Source organism: Paraburkholderia xenovorans (assembly GCF_046030735.1).
Lineage (GTDB): Bacteria > Pseudomonadota > Gammaproteobacteria > Burkholderiales > Burkholderiaceae > Paraburkholderia > Paraburkholderia xenovorans_A.
On sequence record NZ_JAQQBV010000025.1, the window covers coordinates 43,740 to 59,448 of the forward strand.

A 15,709-nucleotide genomic window follows, 5' to 3' on the forward strand; every position below is an offset into this window, starting at 1 on the left:
GGCCCGGTTGTGACGCGGCTTATACGGGAAGTCCGCGGACTAACCGGTGGCTCACAACCGCTAGACGGCGCTATTCGCGGGCGGGATGGCCGCCGTCAAGCAGCGCTTCATTCAACTGCCTCAGCCGGCGCATGGACCAGCGGCTCATCCGTCGGCCGGCCGCCTTGCACCCGCATCCGCGTACGCCACACGTTAGGCGGCTCGCCGAGCATCCGCTTGAAGACCGCCGTGAAATGCGCATGCGAATTGAAGCCGCAACTGAGCGCAACGTTGAGCACGCTGAACTCCGACGAGCGCAGCAGCATCTGCGCATGGTCGAGCCTGCGCCGCAGCAGGTAAGCGTGGGGGGAAAAGCCGGTCGTCGAACGAAACTGCGCGGCGAAATGCATCCGCGTGAGCCCGGTGCTGGCCGCCACTTCGGCGAGGCCGATCGGATTCGCGAGATTGGCTTCGATGAAATCGATGGCGCGGCGCAAACGCCAGCGCGGCAACGGCGCGCTCTTCGACGCCGCGCCGTCCGCGCGCCGGGCCAGCAAGCGCGCCACGATCGCATCGCAGACGCTGTCCGCATACATGCGGCCGAACGTATCGGCGAGCGGATTCGCGTCCTGGAGCGCGAGCGCCAGCCGCTCGATCGCGATGTCGCGAAAGATGCGCGGACTCTGGCTCGACAGATCGGGTCGCGCGAGTTGCCCTTCGGCTTCGTCATAGCGGCGCGACAACAGCGCCGGCGCGATGAACAGATGCATCACGCGGCACGGCGACGCGTAAGCAGCCTTGACGCTTTCGCCGGGTCCGGTGATCTGGATCGAACCGGGCATCAGCGGACCGTCGCAGAGAATCCGGCCGTCATGCTGAAACGTCAGCGTGGTGGCCGTCAGGCTGATGCCGATCGTGTAGAAGCGCTCGTCGCCCGCGCTCGACACTTCATGCGGCTCTTCCGCGTCCGCGCCCCAGCTTCCGGCGAGGATGCGATCCGCCGCCGCGGTATCGAGCGCGGAAAACGGCGCGCAGCGCCAACGCTCCTCAGCCCGTACGATCGAACGCTCGCTCGCGCACGGGCGTGCGCCCAAGCCGCTTCCTGTATCCGGACAGGTTGCCTGGCGAACGCGCGCCGCGTCCTGTGACTGTCTGGACATGGTGCTACTCCTGTCATGCGGCGCGCGCTCGCGGCGCCGACGGATTAGCAGCGCCCTCCCCGCGCGCCGCTTTCATTGATGAGCATCATGCGCGACACCGCGACCGCTGCGGTATCCCTCGAATGGGTGAAACGCCCCGGCGCGATTACGTCCACCTTTCTCTTTCGTCGCATCAGGATTTGGCAGGACGCCGCGGTTTGATCGCGCCGGCGGGATGATTCTTCGCAATGGTCGAGCGCAGCATCGAGTAAGCGGGCGCGACCATCGGATAGTCGGCGGGCAGCCCCCATTTCGCGCGATATTGATCGGGCGTCATTCCATAACGGTGCTGCAGATGGCGTTTGAGCGACTTCAGCTTGCGGCCGTCCTCGAGGCAAACCAGGTAGTCGTCGTGGATCGATTCGTCGATCGGAACCGCTGCTTCGGCCGACGGATTTGCGTCGTCGCCCGGGTCGCGCAGCGCGGCGAGCGCGGCATGGGTGCTGGAAATGAACGCGGCCAGATCGGCGGCCGGCAGCGGATTGCACGACACGAAGCTCGCGACGATTTCGGCGGTCAGCTCGACCAGGTGAGAGCGTGCCGTCATGGGCGGCCTCGCGGGCAAGACAGCTTTGCGTCAGTGAGTAAGGTGCCCGAAAGCGACGGGCGGATTCGCGACACCATGACCTTGCCTCTCTCTTAGGCGGGTAGTTTCCGAAGGTAGTGCCGCGCGCTGCACGGGTCAATCCCCCGATCGGGGGCGGACCCGCGCAGCGCGGCTAGAAGTGCAGCCCATGCAGCGCCTGCATCCCACGCGCGATCCATGCGGCGAGGCCGTGCGGTGTCGTCGGCATGGTGCCTGCCGGCTCCATCAGTGCCTGGCCGCAGCGTTCGCGCTCCGCGAGCTTGGCGGCCAGCACGTGCGTCAACTCGGGATGCCGTTTGAGCAGCGCGGCAATCGCGATGCCAGGGAGCTCGTAGACGATCGCATAGGTTTTCGCGGAGACCTCCGCCGCGATCGCCACGCCCGCGATGGGACCGCCTTCGCCGAGGTATTCGCAGGGCGAGAACCGCATGACGTCGACGGCCACGCCTTGGTGCCGGCTTGTCGCGTTGATCACGCCGTAGCCGACCAGCGTGATCGCGGCCGGCACTTCGCCGGCTCGCAGCAGTATCTCGCCCGGCGCCAGTTCGCGAACCTTCAACAGGCTGGCGAGCTGTTCCTTTTCGTCACGCGAGAGCAGCCCGAAAATGCCGATGCCGTCGATCAGCCGGCGTCCGACCGGGCGCTCGCCGGACAGCGCCGCGTCGTCGAACAGCGACAGCGCTTCGAGGTGCCGATGCGCGGCGTCGAAGAACGTATTGAGCGTGTCGTCGCTGCTGCGGCCGCTCGCGACGAAGAACGACACCTCGTAGTCGCTCGCCTGCCAGCCGACCGACTTCGTGACCACGTTCGTGGGCAACGCGGCGTCGATGCCGACGCACGAGTCGATCGCGAGCCGCAACGCCGACACCACCAGCGACGGACGATACGCGGGCAGCGCCTGGAATCGCACCACGGTTGCATGCGCGCCGGCCGGCATGCTCGCGTTGACGACCTTCGACTTCGCGATCACCGAGTTCGGCACGACGATCAGATCGTGGTTGCCTTTCAGCACATGCGTCGCGCGCCAGGTCACCTCGCGCACCGAGCCTTCCGAGCCGTCGTCCAGCACGATCCGGTCGCCGACGCGATACGGCGCGGTCGCATTGATCACGAAGCCGGAAAACAGATCTGCCAGCGTGCTCTGCAACGCGAGCCCAAGCACGATCGCCAACGCGCCGGAGGTGGCCAGCACGCCTTTGAGCGGAATGTCGAATACGTCCGTGACGATCGCGACGAGCGCGGTCAGATACAGCACCGTCTCGACGACGTCGAGCGTAAAGCGCTCCTCGCGCGTGCGATCGTTGACGGTGTAGTAGAGCCGCACCACCGCTGTCGTGGTGGACGCCGCGAGCAGCCACCAGACGATCTGCACCGCGCCGCGCGCAAAGCGGTATTCGGCGGACGCGCCCAGATCGGGCGTCTGGGTCGGCGTCAGCTGCGCGTGCAGCATCGCGACGGTCAATGCGGCGAACGCGAGGCCGCGCAACGCCGCGCGCGGCACCGTGAAGCGCAGGCGCGCGCAGAACAGCAGCACGACGAGGTTGAGTGCAACCGCGGCGACCGGCAAAAACAGCGGCGCAAGCGATTGGGCCGGCATCTAGCGCTCCGCGCGCGCCGGCTGGGGCGGCGACGACGGCAGGTCGTCGCCGCGATAGCCGCCGCCCAGCGCCCGCGTCAGCACGATTTCCGCTTCGAGTTCGTCGCCGTTCAATTGCAGCAGCGTGAGCTGCCCTTCGATCAGCGGCGCTTTCGCGCGTATTGCCGCGGTGTGGTCCGCGAGACCGCGCTGGTAGCGCGCGTCGGTGCTGTCGCTCGTGACACGGATCGCGTCGATCCGCTCGCGCTGCAATTGCACGCGATGGTCGAGATCGTCGATCTGGCTGCCGGTTTGCGCGACGTCGCGAACCGCGTCGAGCACCGCCTCGTTGTACTGTTCGATCAGCGTATTGCTGGCCGTGCGTGCGCCGTGCAGGCTTCCGTTCAAACGGCCGCTGTCGAAGATCGGCAGATAGAGCCCCGGAATCAGGTTGATCTGCTGGCTCGAATGCGTGAACAGATCGCGCATTCGCAGTGCGTTGAAGCCGAAGAATGCGGTGATGTCGAAGCTCGGATAGAACGCGGCTTTAGCGGCATCCACGCGATCGAACGATGCTTCGACCAGCCAGCGCATCGCCTGCAAATCCGGCCGCCGGCTGAGAAGCTCGAAAGACAGCGTGGACGGCAGTCCGACCGAAGGCGCCGGCAACGCGGCCGGCGCGATCGGCGGCAGATCGTCCGGGCCCGCGCCGATCAGCGCGCGCAGCGTTTCGCGGGTCTGCACGATCTGCTGCTGCGCGGCGGCGATCTGCTGGTCGAGCGCGAGCAGTTGCGAGCGCGCGTCGGCCGACTGCATCAGCGCCTCCAGACCGCGCTCGTGACGCGCGGTTCGGGTGTCGAGTTCGAGCGCGTCGACGCTGCGCAGTTGCTGCAACAGCGCCAGGCTCGCGTAGACGATCTGGACCTGGTAGTAAAGCTGTGCGACGCCCGTCGACACCTCCAGCTCCGCCTGCGCCGCATCGGCGCGCCGCGCATTCTGCTCGCCGAGCGCCGCACGCACGAGGTCGCGCTGCTTGCCCCAAACGTCGATATCGTAATGCGCGTCCACACCGACGAGGCCCGTCCAGTACCAGGGGCCGGACGCGCCGATCGCCGGATCATGCGACGCGTACGCGCTGAGAAAACCGTGGCCGGACACGTGTTCGCGATCGGCGGCGGCAATCCCGGAGAGTTGCAAGCCGGCGCCGGCGCGGGCCAGTTCGACCTGCGCGCGTGCCTGCGATACGTGCTCGCGCGCGATCGCCAGCGTCGGTGCGTGACCGAGCGCGCGCTCGATCAGCGCGGTGAGTTGCGGATCGCGATAGCGTTCCCACCAGCGTGCCGACGGCCAGCCTTCGCGCGCGAGATGGATGTCGTCGGCAAGACGGATCTGGTCCGGTGCGATGACGGCTGCCGGCGGGCTGTCGTGATGAATCAGCGCGCAGGCGGCGACGCATGAACACATCGGCAATAGCATGAGCCAGCGGCGCATGAAACCGGGCAAGCGTCGGACGGCGGCTTGCGCACGCGCGGTTTGCTTCAACGGATTTGACGGATTCAACGGATTCAATCGAAAAAGAGTGCCGCGCATCACGCTATCCCTATCTGTCCGGAGCCGGCCGAACCTGCGGCGCTCAGCTCGCCCGACGACCATCGCGGCAAGCCCGCGAGCGTCGCGTCGAGATGGACGGCGCGCTCCAGCAGCGCAGCGATGCGCGCGTCGCCGTCCGGTTGCGCCGCGGCGCTTGCCAACTGCGTCAAGTCCAGCGGCGCGGGCGGGCTCGCGAGCGGCGGCTCACTCGACAATTGCTGCGCGTAGTGTTCGAGCGACTCGCAGAGGTTCTGCTGCAGCGCCCCGCAGGCTTGTGTCAGAGCCGCCGCGGATGGACCGGCGCGTCCCGCTGCGAACATCGCCTCGTCGTGAAAAGCGTTGCTCGCCAGCAGGATGGAGCGACTCTGCGCGAGCACCGTTTGCGTGAGCAGCGTGACGCGCGCGGTCTCGCCCTCGCGCCAGTCCGGTTCGAGAGCGACTCGCGCGAGCGTCGCTTCGCAATCCGCCAGCATCGCCCAGGCGGCCGACGCGGGCTGCGATTGCGCCGCCCGCGCGGCGGCCTCGATGGCCTGCGCGTGGCCCCGCACGAGCGCCGCAATCGCACGCAAGACTTTGGACAGTTGCGAGCGCAGCGCGTCGGCTTCGCCCTCGGGCCAGACCGACATCTGGATGAAAGTCGCAACGCCGACCCCGAGCAGAATTCCCACCAGACGGTCGCGAATTTCGGTGAGATCGGACGGCGGCGAGAACGGCTCCAGCAGCGCGAGCGAAAACGTGAACATGATCTGCAAGCCGGCGTAGCTGATCCGCTCGGAACCGGCCGACACCCACGCGCCCAGCGCGATCACGGGCAGGCTCATCAGCAGCAGACCCGTCACGCTTTCGAGTTGCGGAATGACGAACGCGACCATGAACAAGGCGAGCGCGCTGCCGATCAACGCGCCGCTGATGCGCAGCAGCCCGTGCCGGCTCGACGCGCCGAGACTCGGCAACGCGACGACGAGACACGTGAGCATGATCGTGTGAATGCCGGGCCATCTCACCGCGTTGTAGAACACGTAGCAGATCAGCACCGACAGCAGCGTGCGAAGTGCGAACCGGGCGTAGCGCGGGTTCGAGTACGCATCGGGCGGCAGTAGCGCGGCGGGTGCAGCCGATGCTGGCGGCGTGTTCGCGTGCGAGCTTTGAGAGACGGTCGCGTCGGCCAATGCATCGAGCGCGCGCCGCATCGCGGCGACGGCGGGAAGCGACGCCGCTTCGGCATCGCGCTCCGCGGCGGCTGGGAGCCGTAATGGCACATCGTCGGCAATCGCTGCGTCCAACGCGGCGACGTCGTTGCGAACGCTTCGGATCGCCGCAGCACCCGCAGCACTCGCAGCACCTGACCCTTGCGCCATAGCCGGCAATTCGGCCGCCGCTTCGTACAGACGCGATACGGCGGTCACGCACGCGAGCAGCGTGGCACTTTCAGACTCGCTGTAGCGCTTGCGCATCGTGGAGAAGCGCAGGAGTTTCTGCAACGACAACGCCCCTTGCTGCAGATCGCTTGCACTGACAACCGGCGCCGCTTCTTGCGGATCGATCAGAGCGGCCAGCCTCGCTTGCACCACCGCGAGTTGCCGGCGCATCGCCGCGCGCAGTTGCCGCTCGGGCTCGGCGGGCAGCAGGATCGTATTGAGGATCAGCGCCACGGCCACCGGATAGTTGACCGCGGACCACACCCACAGGCAACTGCGCACCAGTTGCTCGGCGTTGTCGGTCCAATCGACAAAGCTCTGCGCATAGATCACGATGAGCGCGACCATAAAGAACACCAGCCCGAACTTCGTCACCGCCCGCATCAGGTACACGCTGCAAAAAAATACCGCGCTCGCGACGACGATGCGCACCAGCGGATAGTCGAAAGTCAGCACGAAGAGCGCGATCGCGCCGGCAATCGCACAGGTCGAACCCACGACCAGGTTCAGCGCGATCACGCGGGTCAACACCACGTTGGACTGCGTCACGTAGAACAGCGCCATCAGCGAGAGCGCCAGCTCGGGCACGCGCAGCGTCATCGACGCGACGATCACGATGGCGCTGCCCACCACGCAGCGCATCGTCACATTGCCGCGGCCGGGAAACCTCGCCAGTTCGCGTTGCAGGAATGCCGCGAAACGCGTGAGCGGATGCGGCCACGCGAGATAGCGTCGCAGGCCGGTCGCCGCGCTCACGACTGCGCTCCGCTCGCCGCAACCGCTGCGTGTTCGTGAACCCGCAGCACCGCGACCGCCGACGTGCCGATCCGGAACAGGCGCGGATCAGGTCGATCGACCAGAATCTTGACCGGAAAACGCTGCGCGACGTGAACCCAGTTGATGCTGCGCTGAATGCTCGGCAAGCCGTTCGCGGTGCCGCTGCCGTCCTGCGGATCGACGCCGTAGCCGATCGAATCGACCGTGCCGCTAAAGCGAAGCCCGGTGTCGCTCATCAGGTACACCGTTGCACGCGTGCCGGGATGAATCTGGCCGAGCTCGTTCTCGCGGAAATTCGCAATCACGTACCAGTGTCGCGTGTCGATCAGCGTGAAAACCGGTTTCTGCGCGGACACGTACTGGCCGACCGACGTGCGCAGTTCCACCACGCGTCCGTCGAATGGCGCGCGCACCGTCGCGTACTCGAGGTTCAGTTGCGCGCTCGAGATTTCGGCCTGCAACACCGAACGCTGCGCAACGAGCGCATCGACGCTGCTGACCGCCGCCTGCGCCTGCCGTGCCTGCGCTTCGGCGGCGGCCAGCTCCGCGAGGGCCGAGCGCTGCGCGGTGCGCGCGCGCTCCAGGTCGTCGGCGGAAACGTATCCCTTGCCGAGCAGCGGCTCCATTCTCGCGAGCGTGTCGCTCGCCTGGTTCGCCGCCGCCTGCGCGCGCGTGACCGCCGATCTGGCCGCAGTCGCGCCGAAGGTCTGCGCGTCGACGCTGCGCTGCGTGAGCGGGATCTGCGCGTCGAGCTGCGCGAGCGACGCCTTGGCCCGCAGCAGCGCGTATTGATACGGACGCGGGTCGATCTCGAACAGCAGATCGCCCTGCTTGACCGCCTGATTGTCGTGCACGGCAAGCTTGACGATCTTGCCGCTCACTTCCGGCGACACGCCGATCGTGTCCGCGTACGCGTAGGCATCGTCGGTTCGCGGCGCCGTGTCGACGCGCCAGATCGCCGCAATCGCCGCGACGACGGTCAGCACGATCAGCACGAGCGCCGGCCAGGTTCGCGGGCGCCTGGTCGCGCTGTTGCCGACGTTGTTGCCGACGTTGTTGCTGGCGTTGGAATTTGCCGCGCTCATGTTGGAAGCCATGTTCATACCCTGTGTCACAAATTGAAGCCGATGGCCCAGAGCACGATCGAAAAGAGCACCGTCAGCGCCGGATAAACGAGCGCCGGCGGCGTCAGCCAGCCACCGTAGCCAGTGCGATACGCGAGCACGTGTACAAGCGCCGTCAACACCGCGCCGCCGACGATGCAGAACAGCCAGTCCGGAAAGTACGCGCCGAGTACGCCCACCGACGGCGCGCCCGTACACGCGCTGAGCAGCACGACCAGCAACAGGCCGAGGGCCGCTTCGCAACGGCGCGCCGGACCCGTGCGGAGGGGCTCGAACGCGCGCCTGAACGTGCGCGCCCCGCACAACGCGCGGGTGCGGGAACCCGAATGAATGGCCGGCATCAGCGCGTCAGATTCACTTTCGCGACGTCGATCAGTTCACGGCCGCGGCCATCCAGCACCGCCTTCATCATGAACAGTCCGAAATGCCACGCTTCGTCGACGGTGGTTTTCGGCGGCATGATCAGCTCCTGCCGCGCGCTGACGACATCGACGAGCGCCGGGCCATCGTGCGCGAACGCCGCGGCGAGCGCCGCTTCGAGATCCTGCGGCCGCTCGACGCGAATCCCCTTGACGCCGATCGCCTCCGCCATGTTCGCGAAGTTCGGATTGGTCAGATCGCAACCCGTGTCGAGAAAACCCGACGCGCGCATTTCGATTTCGACGAAGCCGAGCGTGCCGTTGTTCAACACGACGACTTTCACCGGCAAGCCCGCCTGAACCAGCGTCAGGAATTCGCCCATCATCATCGCGAAGCCGCCGTCGCCGGACATCGACACGACCTGGCGATCCGGGAACGTTGCCTGCGCGCCGATCGCATGCAGCAATGCGTTGGCCATCGAGCCGTGATTGAACGAACCGATCAGTCTGCGCTTGCCGTTCAGTTTGAGATAACGCGCGCTCCATGCGATCGGCGTGCCGACGTCGCAGGTGAAAATCGCGTCGTCCGCCGCGAGTTCGCTGACGAGCCGCGTCACGTACTGTGGATGAATCGTCGTGCTCGACGGATTGCTTTCGGCGAGTGCATCCAGATCGTCGCGTGCGCGCGCATAGTGTTCGAGCGCGCGTTCGAGATGCGACGAGTCGGTCTTTTCGTCGAGCTCCGGCAGCAATGCGGCGAGCGTGTTCTTCACCGTGCCGAGCAGGCCGAGATCGAGCGGACAACGGTTGCCGAGCGCCTCGGGACGTACGTCGATCTGTGCGATCTTCGCGTTGTCCGGATAGAACTGCCGATACGGAAAGTCCGTACCGAGCAGCAACAGCATGTCGCAGTCTTTCATCGCGGCATAGCCCGACGCAAAGCCGACCATGCCCGTCATGCCGACGTCGTACGGATTGTCGTGTTCGATGTATTCCTTGCCGCGCAGCGAATGCACGATCGGCGCCTTGAGCCGCTTCGCCAGTTCGAGGACCTGATCGCGCGCGCCGGCGCATCCGGCGCCGCACAGCAGCGTCACTTTCGATGCGTCGCGCAGCAAGTCGGCGAGGCAGGCAATGTCCTCGTCGTTCGGGCGCAGCACGGGCGGCGTGGTGGGCACGACCCAGGCCGGCACTTCGGCAAGCGACGGCGACAGCGCGACGTCACCCGGCATCACGACGACGGCCACGCCGCGGCGCGCCACCGCAACGCGCATCGCCCGGGTCAGGATCTGCGGCAGTTGCGCGGGGTTCGACACCAGCTCGACGTAGTGACTGCACTCCTTGAACAGGCTCTCAGGATGCGTGGCCTGAAAATAGTCGATGCCGATCTCGCTGCTGGGAATATGCGCGGCGATCGCCAGCACCGGTACGCCGCTGCGTTGACAATCGAACAGCCCGTTGATCAGATGCAGATTGCCCGGCCCGCAACTGCCTGCGCAAACCGCGAGCTGGCCGGTCAGGTGCGCCTCGGCACCGGCGGCGAAAGCGGCGCCTTCCTCGTGCCGGACATGAATCCAGTCTATGTCGCCTGAACGGCGCAGCGAATCGGAAATGCCGTTCAGCGAATCGCCGACAACGCCATAGATGCGCTTGACGCCGACATGCGCGAGGGTGGCGACCAGGTAGTCAGCTGCAGTAGTCATGCAGCACCTCCAGAGAGTTGAGTGCGATTGCGCGGCGCGTTGAGCTCAAGCTGGGGTTCAAACTGGAGGTTCAAGCCGGACGCCCAGACGGACATTCGAGCCAGCAGGCCGCGTATGAAGCGATAGTGCCGCCCCTCGCGTGGCGGCGCTGTTCAAATCGCACGGGCCGCTAGCGATTTAGCACGGAGGAAGCCTGGTCGCTCCAAGGTCGCTCCAAGGTCGCACTAAGGTCCCTCTAACGCTGCCAGTTCCGGTCGGCGCAGCCGGCCGCGAGTGCATCGAGGAAATGACGGACGGCCGGAACCATGCCGCGGCGCGTGGGGAAGATCGCATGCACGAGGCCGGGCGTGGAGGTCAGGCCTGGCAGCAGGTGCTGCAACCGGCCGGCCTGAATATCGGCCTCGACCAGTTCTTTCGGCAATAACGCCACGCCGACCCCGGCTATCGCCGCAACCCGAAGGCTGGCGAGGTCGTCGGTCGCGAGGCGAGGCTGATGCGCCCATGAGGTCGCCTGCCCGTCGGCGTCGATCAGGTTCCAGACAAATCGCTCGCTGCTGCTCGCCATCGAAAGCGTGGGCCATCCCTGCACGGATTCGAGCGAGCCGGGCGCCACATGGCGTGCCGCCAATTCCGGACTGGCCACCAGAATATGGATCGACAAACCCAACTGACGCACGGCGAGATCGGTGTTTTCCAACGGCGGAAGCCTCACGCGGATCGCAAAGTCGAGCCCCTCCTCGACGACATCCACGCGACGATTGGTGGCATCCAGCAGCACCCGGACATCCGGGTGATCCTCGACGTATCGCGCGATGATTCGCGAGATGCCGGACTCGAGCAACGCCACCGGACAGGCGATACGGACCGTGCCCTGAGGCCTCGAACGCGTCCGGTCCACGATATCTTTGGCGGCCTTCGCTTCCGCCACCAGCGCGAGGCAATGCTGGTGGAACTGCCGCCCGGTTTCCGTCAACGACAGGCTCCGGCTCGTGCGATTGAGCAGGCGCACGCCCAGTTCTTCTTCCAGCGCGCGAATGCGCCGGCTGAGTTTCGACGTCTGCAGGCCGAGACTGCGCGCGGCCGCCGTATAGCTCCCATGCTCGACCACCTCCGAGAAGAGCCGCAGATCGTTGAGATCGGTGATTTCGTTCATGGGCATGCTTCACAACTCCTTTTTATCGTTCTGCCACGAGCAACGATACGTTCCAGTTTGGTATCTATGCGCTAGTTCATTGCGAATATAGCATTCGTCTCGTCAGTCGCACCGTTGCCGAATCCGGCCAGCGGCCCAGGCGACAAGCCGCTCATTGGCGACGAAGCGAACACGGAGGCAGAGATGCTCACACATCGGAGTTGGGAATCATTGGACAGGGCGGATCTCGGCTGGCTGCGCGCGAAATACCATTTCGCGGTCGGCGTCGACGGCAATCCCGCGCATGCGGCGCTGGGTCCGCTGATCGTCTGGAACGACGACGAGATCGCCGCTGGCGGCGGTTTCCCGATGCATGGTCATCGCGACATGGAAATCATCACCTATGTCCGTCAAGGGCTGCTCGGGCATCGGGACACGCTGGGATCCGAAGGCACGATCCAGACCGGCGATGTCCAGGTGATGAGTGCCGGCACCGGCATCCGCCACACCGAATTCAACCGCGGCGACGAACCGCTCAAGCTTTATCAGATCTGGCTTCTACCGCGTGAAGCCGGCGGCAGACCCGCGTGGGGAACAAGGTCGTTTCCCAGAAGCGATCGGTCCGGCCGCTTCGTGGTACTCGCCAGCGGTTTCGACGACGAAGGCGCGCTGGCTATTCGCGCCGATGCACGTGTGCTTGGCGCGATGCTCAACGCGGGCGAAAGCGTTCGCCAGGAATTGGGGCAAGCGCGCCGGGCCTATCTCGTCGTGGCGTCGGGACGCATCGAAGTGAATGGCGAACCCGTCGGTCCGCTAGACGGCGTGGCAATCACGGATGTCGCTGCCGCGCAGATTTCCGCTCTTGAGGATTCCGAGTTGGTGATGGTGGACGCCGGCTAATTTCTTTTTCGTATTCCACTTCCGCAAGTTCATTCAAGGAGATTGTGATGGAACGCTTTAAATTTCTTCCGCTGTTAGGTCGCATTCTGATCGGTGCGCCGTTTGTCATGAGCGGGCTTGGCAAGCTCGCAGCGTATGGTGCGACGGTCGGCTATATCGCGGCGATGGGTCTGCCCTTCCCGCCGCTCGCGTTCGTTGTTTCCGTGCTGGTCGAACTCGGCGGCGGCCTGTTGTTGCTGTCGGGCTATCGGGCTCGCACCGTGTCGCTGGCGATGGCGCTGTTCTGCGTCGTCACCGCACTGGTCTTTCATCACAACTTCGCCGATCAGAACCAGATGATTCACTTCCTGAAGAACGTGATGATGGCCGGCGGCCTGCTGCAAATCACCTGGTTCGGTGCCGGCGCGTTCAGCCTCGACGCGCGCTCCGGTCGCACCGCGTTGCGTGTTTCGCCGCTGACGGCGAGCTAGAAGATGCGCGCGTCAAGCGATCGCGTGACTGAACGGTTGCGCGCTCCGCTTGCCGCGATGCTTCTCCGGTATCGGATTACCCGTGGGAGTCAACACCATGTCTTTTGAAACGATCTCGTCGCCACTGTCGGACGCGAGGAAGATAGTCATGCGGAGCGCGGGCCGGATACACGGCCCGATCAAGCGGCTCGTCAGCCCGTCCGACCTCGGAGAACGGCTGAAACCGTTTGTCTTTCTCGACTATTTCGATAAATCCGTGGACGCCGGAATGCGGTTTTCCATCCATCCGCATTCCGGTCTCGCCACGACAACCGTGCTGCTGGAAGGCGACGTGGAGTATGAGGACACGACCGGTGCATCGGGCATTCTGCGCGCCGGCGGCGTCGAGTGGATGAACGCGGGACGCGGCGTGTGGCACGACGGTCAGGGTGTCGGCGAGGTGCCGGTGCGCGGCTATCAGTTGTGGGTGGCGTTGCCGCCCGAGCTCGAATTGGGCGACCCGCACAGCAAGTATGTGTCCGCGCAAGACGTCCCCCGGAGCGGTCCGGCCTCGGTCGTGCTGGGTCGTTATGGGGACGTCGAGAGCCCGATACCCGCGCCCGCAGGCATCAACTACCTGCTCGTGCGGCTGTCGGCCGGAGAGCAGTGGCAGTACGCGCCGCCGGCCGGCCACAGTGTCGCGTGGCTCAGCATTCAACGCGGCTCACTACGCGTTGCCGACGAATCCGTCTTCGACGGGCTTGTCGTGTTCAACGAGTCCGAAGGAGTTTTGTCATTCACCGCCGATGAAGATTCGGAGTTCGTCCTCGGCTCCGCGATCCCGCATCCGCACGATCTCGTGCTGGGCTACTACTCGGTTCATACGTCGCCAGAAGCGCTGCATGCGGGAGAAGCCAGGATCGCGGAGATCGGCGCACAGTTGCGTCGCCGTGGCCGCATTGGCTGATTTCGCAGAACGGTTCCGGCACGACACGAATACGCTATAGGGAGTACCTGATGCACGACGTCCATGTTGGTCACGCGGCGATTCCGGCCATCGGCTTCGGCACTTACGGAATGAGCGCCGCCGATATCTATCGGGTGATGCCCGCGGCCATCGATGCCGGCTACCGGCATATCGACACAGCGCAAATCTATCGTAACGAAGGGGAAATCGGCGATTGCGTCGTTGATTCCGGTATTCCACGAAACGAGTTCTTTTTGACGACCAAGGTGTGGGTCAGCCACTACGCGGAGAGAAACTTCGAAGCGTCTGTCGACGAAAGTCTCCGCAAACTCAAGACCGACTATATCGATCTGCTCCTGCTGCATTGGCCGGGAGGATCGGACGTGCCGCTAGCCGAACAGATCGCGGGACTCAACGCCGTCGCGCGGGCCGGCAAGGTCCGGCACATCGGCGTCAGCAATTTCAACCGCGCACTGATGACGGAAGCCGTTCGGCTTTCCGCGAAGCCTCTCGCGACGAATCAGTTTGAATATCACCCGTACCTCGATCAGTCCGTGCTGATTGAAAGCACGTTGCAGGCGGGACTTGTCGTGACGGGATACTGCGGGATGGCGATCGGCCGTGTCTTCTCCGACCCGACGCTGAAGGAAATCGCGGCGCGTCATGATAAGACCATCGCTCAAATCGTTCTGCGATGGCTGGTTCAACAGCGAGGCGTCGTTGCGCTTTCGAGAACCAGCCGGATCGACCGGCTGGCGCAGAACATCGCGGTATTCGACTTCGAACTGGATCGCGCGGACATGGCGGCCATACATTCGCTGACGACAGCGGGCAGTCGAATTGTCGATCCTCCGGGGCTTGCGCCGCGGTGGGATAGTCGTTGAGGCCGCTCGCCGCCGCACAGCCCGCGTCGCGGGTATCCGCCGTTATTTAAAATCGCGCGACCAGAGGTTGGGCAGGCTTTTTATCGTCGCAGGCGTGACCACCTGCCCCTTCGCCAGACAGCCGTCCGGCGAGCATTTCGGATCTTCATTCTGCTTGATCGCGATGATGACGCGCACCGCTTCTCTCGCTTGCGCATACGCGTCCCACGTCGTCGCCACGTCGATATAGCCGCCCTCCATCGGTTTCACGGCCGCCGAAAGCAGATCGTTAGTCGCAAGCCACATATGTTTCGGCTGCCCTGACGGTGCCCACCGATTCGCCTTTTCGAGTGCGGCCTGGATGGACGGGAAAGCAAAGTCGCTGGCAGCGAATACGCAATTGGCCTCGGGCTTGGCCGTCAACGCATTCGTCAAACCCGAGCGGAAGAGTTCCGGGTTCCAGTCGGTCGGAACCTTGACGATCGTTTCGTACTGGCCGGTTTCCTTCCCCACCGCATTCCACGCCTTGCTGCGGTTGACCGCGTTGATGTCGGTGAGCATTCCTTGAAGTTCGATGCACTTGCCGTGTACGCCGGCTTTTTTCAACACTTCGGCGAAAGCGAGACCGGTACTTCGGGCCTCGTCGTAACTATCGCCGCCCACATGCGCGGTCGGTTTGCCGCTGGTCGAACCGCGATCAAATGTGATGAACGGAATTCCCGCAGCCTTGGCCGCCCTGATCGACGTTCCAATCGCGCCCGAGTCGAAGGCCCGGGCGACGATCACGTCGACACGGTCGGTGATGAGATCGTCGATATTGGCGGCTTGTCTGGAAGGATCCGCGTTGGCGACGTTCGTGACCCATTCGAGCTTGTAGCCCGCTTTCTGACCTTGTTTTTCGCCTTCGGATTTCAGGAAAGACATCCACGCGGTTTCCAGCGACGATTCCTTGGTATCGAGCGAGAACCCGACTTTCAACGGCTTCAACGGCGCGGACTGCGCGAAGGCGATGCCACTCATGGCCAATGCAAAAAAGCCGGCGCACAGGATATAACGTTTCATACATGTCTCCTAGTTGTCATGTCGG

15 protein-coding genes are annotated in these 15,709 nt (G+C 64.8%); 4 read left to right on the top strand and 11 right to left on the bottom strand.

Features of this window, described 5'->3' with window-relative positions:
• Nucleotides 1-107: 107 nt before the first annotated feature.
• From PQQ51_RS23205 to PQQ51_RS23245, 9 genes are all read right to left on the bottom strand, one after another.
• Nucleotides 108-1,139, bottom strand: coding sequence for a helix-turn-helix domain-containing protein (locus tag PQQ51_RS23205; RefSeq protein WP_408499190.1), 1,032 nt, complete (start codon nucleotides 1,137-1,139; stop codon nucleotides 108-110).
• Nucleotides 1,140-1,311: 172 nt separating this feature from the next.
• Nucleotides 1,312-1,725, bottom strand: coding sequence for a Ros/MucR family transcriptional regulator (locus PQQ51_RS23210; protein WP_408499191.1), 414 nt, complete (start codon nucleotides 1,723-1,725; stop codon nucleotides 1,312-1,314).
• 172 nt (nucleotides 1,726-1,897) lie between these two features.
• Nucleotides 1,898-3,361, bottom strand: coding sequence for a mechanosensitive ion channel domain-containing protein (locus PQQ51_RS23215; protein WP_408499192.1), 1,464 nt, complete (start codon nucleotides 3,359-3,361; stop codon nucleotides 1,898-1,900).
• Nucleotides 3,362-4,930, bottom strand: coding sequence for an MdtP family multidrug efflux transporter outer membrane subunit (locus PQQ51_RS23220; RefSeq protein WP_408499193.1), 1,569 nt, complete (start codon nucleotides 4,928-4,930; stop codon nucleotides 3,362-3,364). It abuts the gene before it with no gap.
• On the bottom strand, nucleotides 4,930-7,104 hold the full coding sequence (locus PQQ51_RS23225) for an FUSC family protein (RefSeq protein ID WP_408499194.1): 2,175 nt from the start codon (nucleotides 7,102-7,104) through the stop codon (nucleotides 4,930-4,932). The genes PQQ51_RS23220 and PQQ51_RS23225 overlap by 1 nt, the downstream gene beginning before the upstream one ends.
• Entirely contained in the window at nucleotides 7,101-8,210 is a 1,110-nt protein-coding gene (gene mdtN, locus PQQ51_RS23230; protein ID WP_408499195.1) for a multidrug transporter subunit MdtN, read from the bottom strand. Before mdtN ends, PQQ51_RS23225 begins: the two co-directional genes overlap by 4 nt.
• Nucleotides 8,211-8,236: 26 nt before the next feature.
• Nucleotides 8,237-8,590 (bottom strand): YtcA family lipoprotein, encoded by a 354-nt coding sequence (locus PQQ51_RS23235; protein WP_408499196.1) that lies wholly within the window; start codon nucleotides 8,588-8,590, stop codon nucleotides 8,237-8,239.
• Nucleotides 8,590-10,311 (bottom strand): ubiquinone-dependent pyruvate dehydrogenase, encoded by a 1,722-nt coding sequence (gene poxB, locus PQQ51_RS23240; protein WP_408499197.1) that lies wholly within the window; start codon nucleotides 10,309-10,311, stop codon nucleotides 8,590-8,592. Before poxB ends, PQQ51_RS23235 begins: the two co-directional genes overlap by 1 nt.
• A 235-nt stretch (nucleotides 10,312-10,546) precedes the next feature.
• Nucleotides 10,547-11,464: a LysR substrate-binding domain-containing protein gene (locus PQQ51_RS23245; RefSeq protein WP_408499199.1), complete on the bottom strand. Its 918-nt coding sequence runs from the start codon at nucleotides 11,462-11,464 to the stop codon at nucleotides 10,547-10,549.
• A 183-nt stretch (nucleotides 11,465-11,647) separates the two neighbouring features.
• On the opposite strand from PQQ51_RS23245, the gene PQQ51_RS23250 reads away from it, so the two are divergent.
• Both PQQ51_RS23250 and PQQ51_RS23255 read left to right on the top strand, forming a co-directional pair.
• The gene (locus PQQ51_RS23250; protein ID WP_408499200.1) at nucleotides 11,648-12,343 is read left to right on the top strand and encodes a pirin family protein; all 696 of its coding nucleotides are present in this window, start codon (nucleotides 11,648-11,650) and stop codon (nucleotides 12,341-12,343) included.
• A gap of 47 nt (nucleotides 12,344-12,390) precedes the next feature.
• Complete coding sequence (locus PQQ51_RS23255; protein ID WP_408499201.1) at nucleotides 12,391-12,813, top strand: DoxX family protein; 423 nt, start codon at nucleotides 12,391-12,393, stop codon at nucleotides 12,811-12,813.
• A 12-nt stretch (nucleotides 12,814-12,825) separates the two neighbouring features.
• On the opposite strand, the gene PQQ51_RS23260 is transcribed toward PQQ51_RS23255, so the two are convergent.
• A complete protein-coding gene (locus tag PQQ51_RS23260) occupies nucleotides 12,826-12,963 on the bottom strand; it encodes a hypothetical protein (RefSeq protein ID WP_408499202.1) in 138 nt (45 codons plus the stop codon).
• Here PQQ51_RS23260 and PQQ51_RS23265 point away from each other — a divergent pair.
• The gene (locus PQQ51_RS23265; RefSeq protein WP_408499203.1) at nucleotides 12,962-13,759 is read left to right on the top strand and encodes a pirin family protein; all 798 of its coding nucleotides are present in this window, start codon (nucleotides 12,962-12,964) and stop codon (nucleotides 13,757-13,759) included. The two genes, PQQ51_RS23260 and PQQ51_RS23265, sit on opposite strands and share 2 nt — an antisense overlap.
• Nucleotides 13,760-13,809: 50 nt before the next feature.
• Entirely contained in the window at nucleotides 13,810-14,643 is an 834-nt protein-coding gene (locus PQQ51_RS23270) for an aldo/keto reductase (protein WP_408499205.1), read from the top strand.
• Nucleotides 14,644-14,685: 42 nt separating this feature from the next.
• Here PQQ51_RS23270 and PQQ51_RS23275 read toward each other — a convergent pair whose 3' ends face one another.
• Complete coding sequence (locus PQQ51_RS23275) at nucleotides 14,686-15,684, bottom strand: sugar ABC transporter substrate-binding protein (protein ID WP_408499206.1); 999 nt, start codon at nucleotides 15,682-15,684, stop codon at nucleotides 14,686-14,688.
• Nucleotides 15,685-15,709 lie beyond the last annotated feature (25 nt).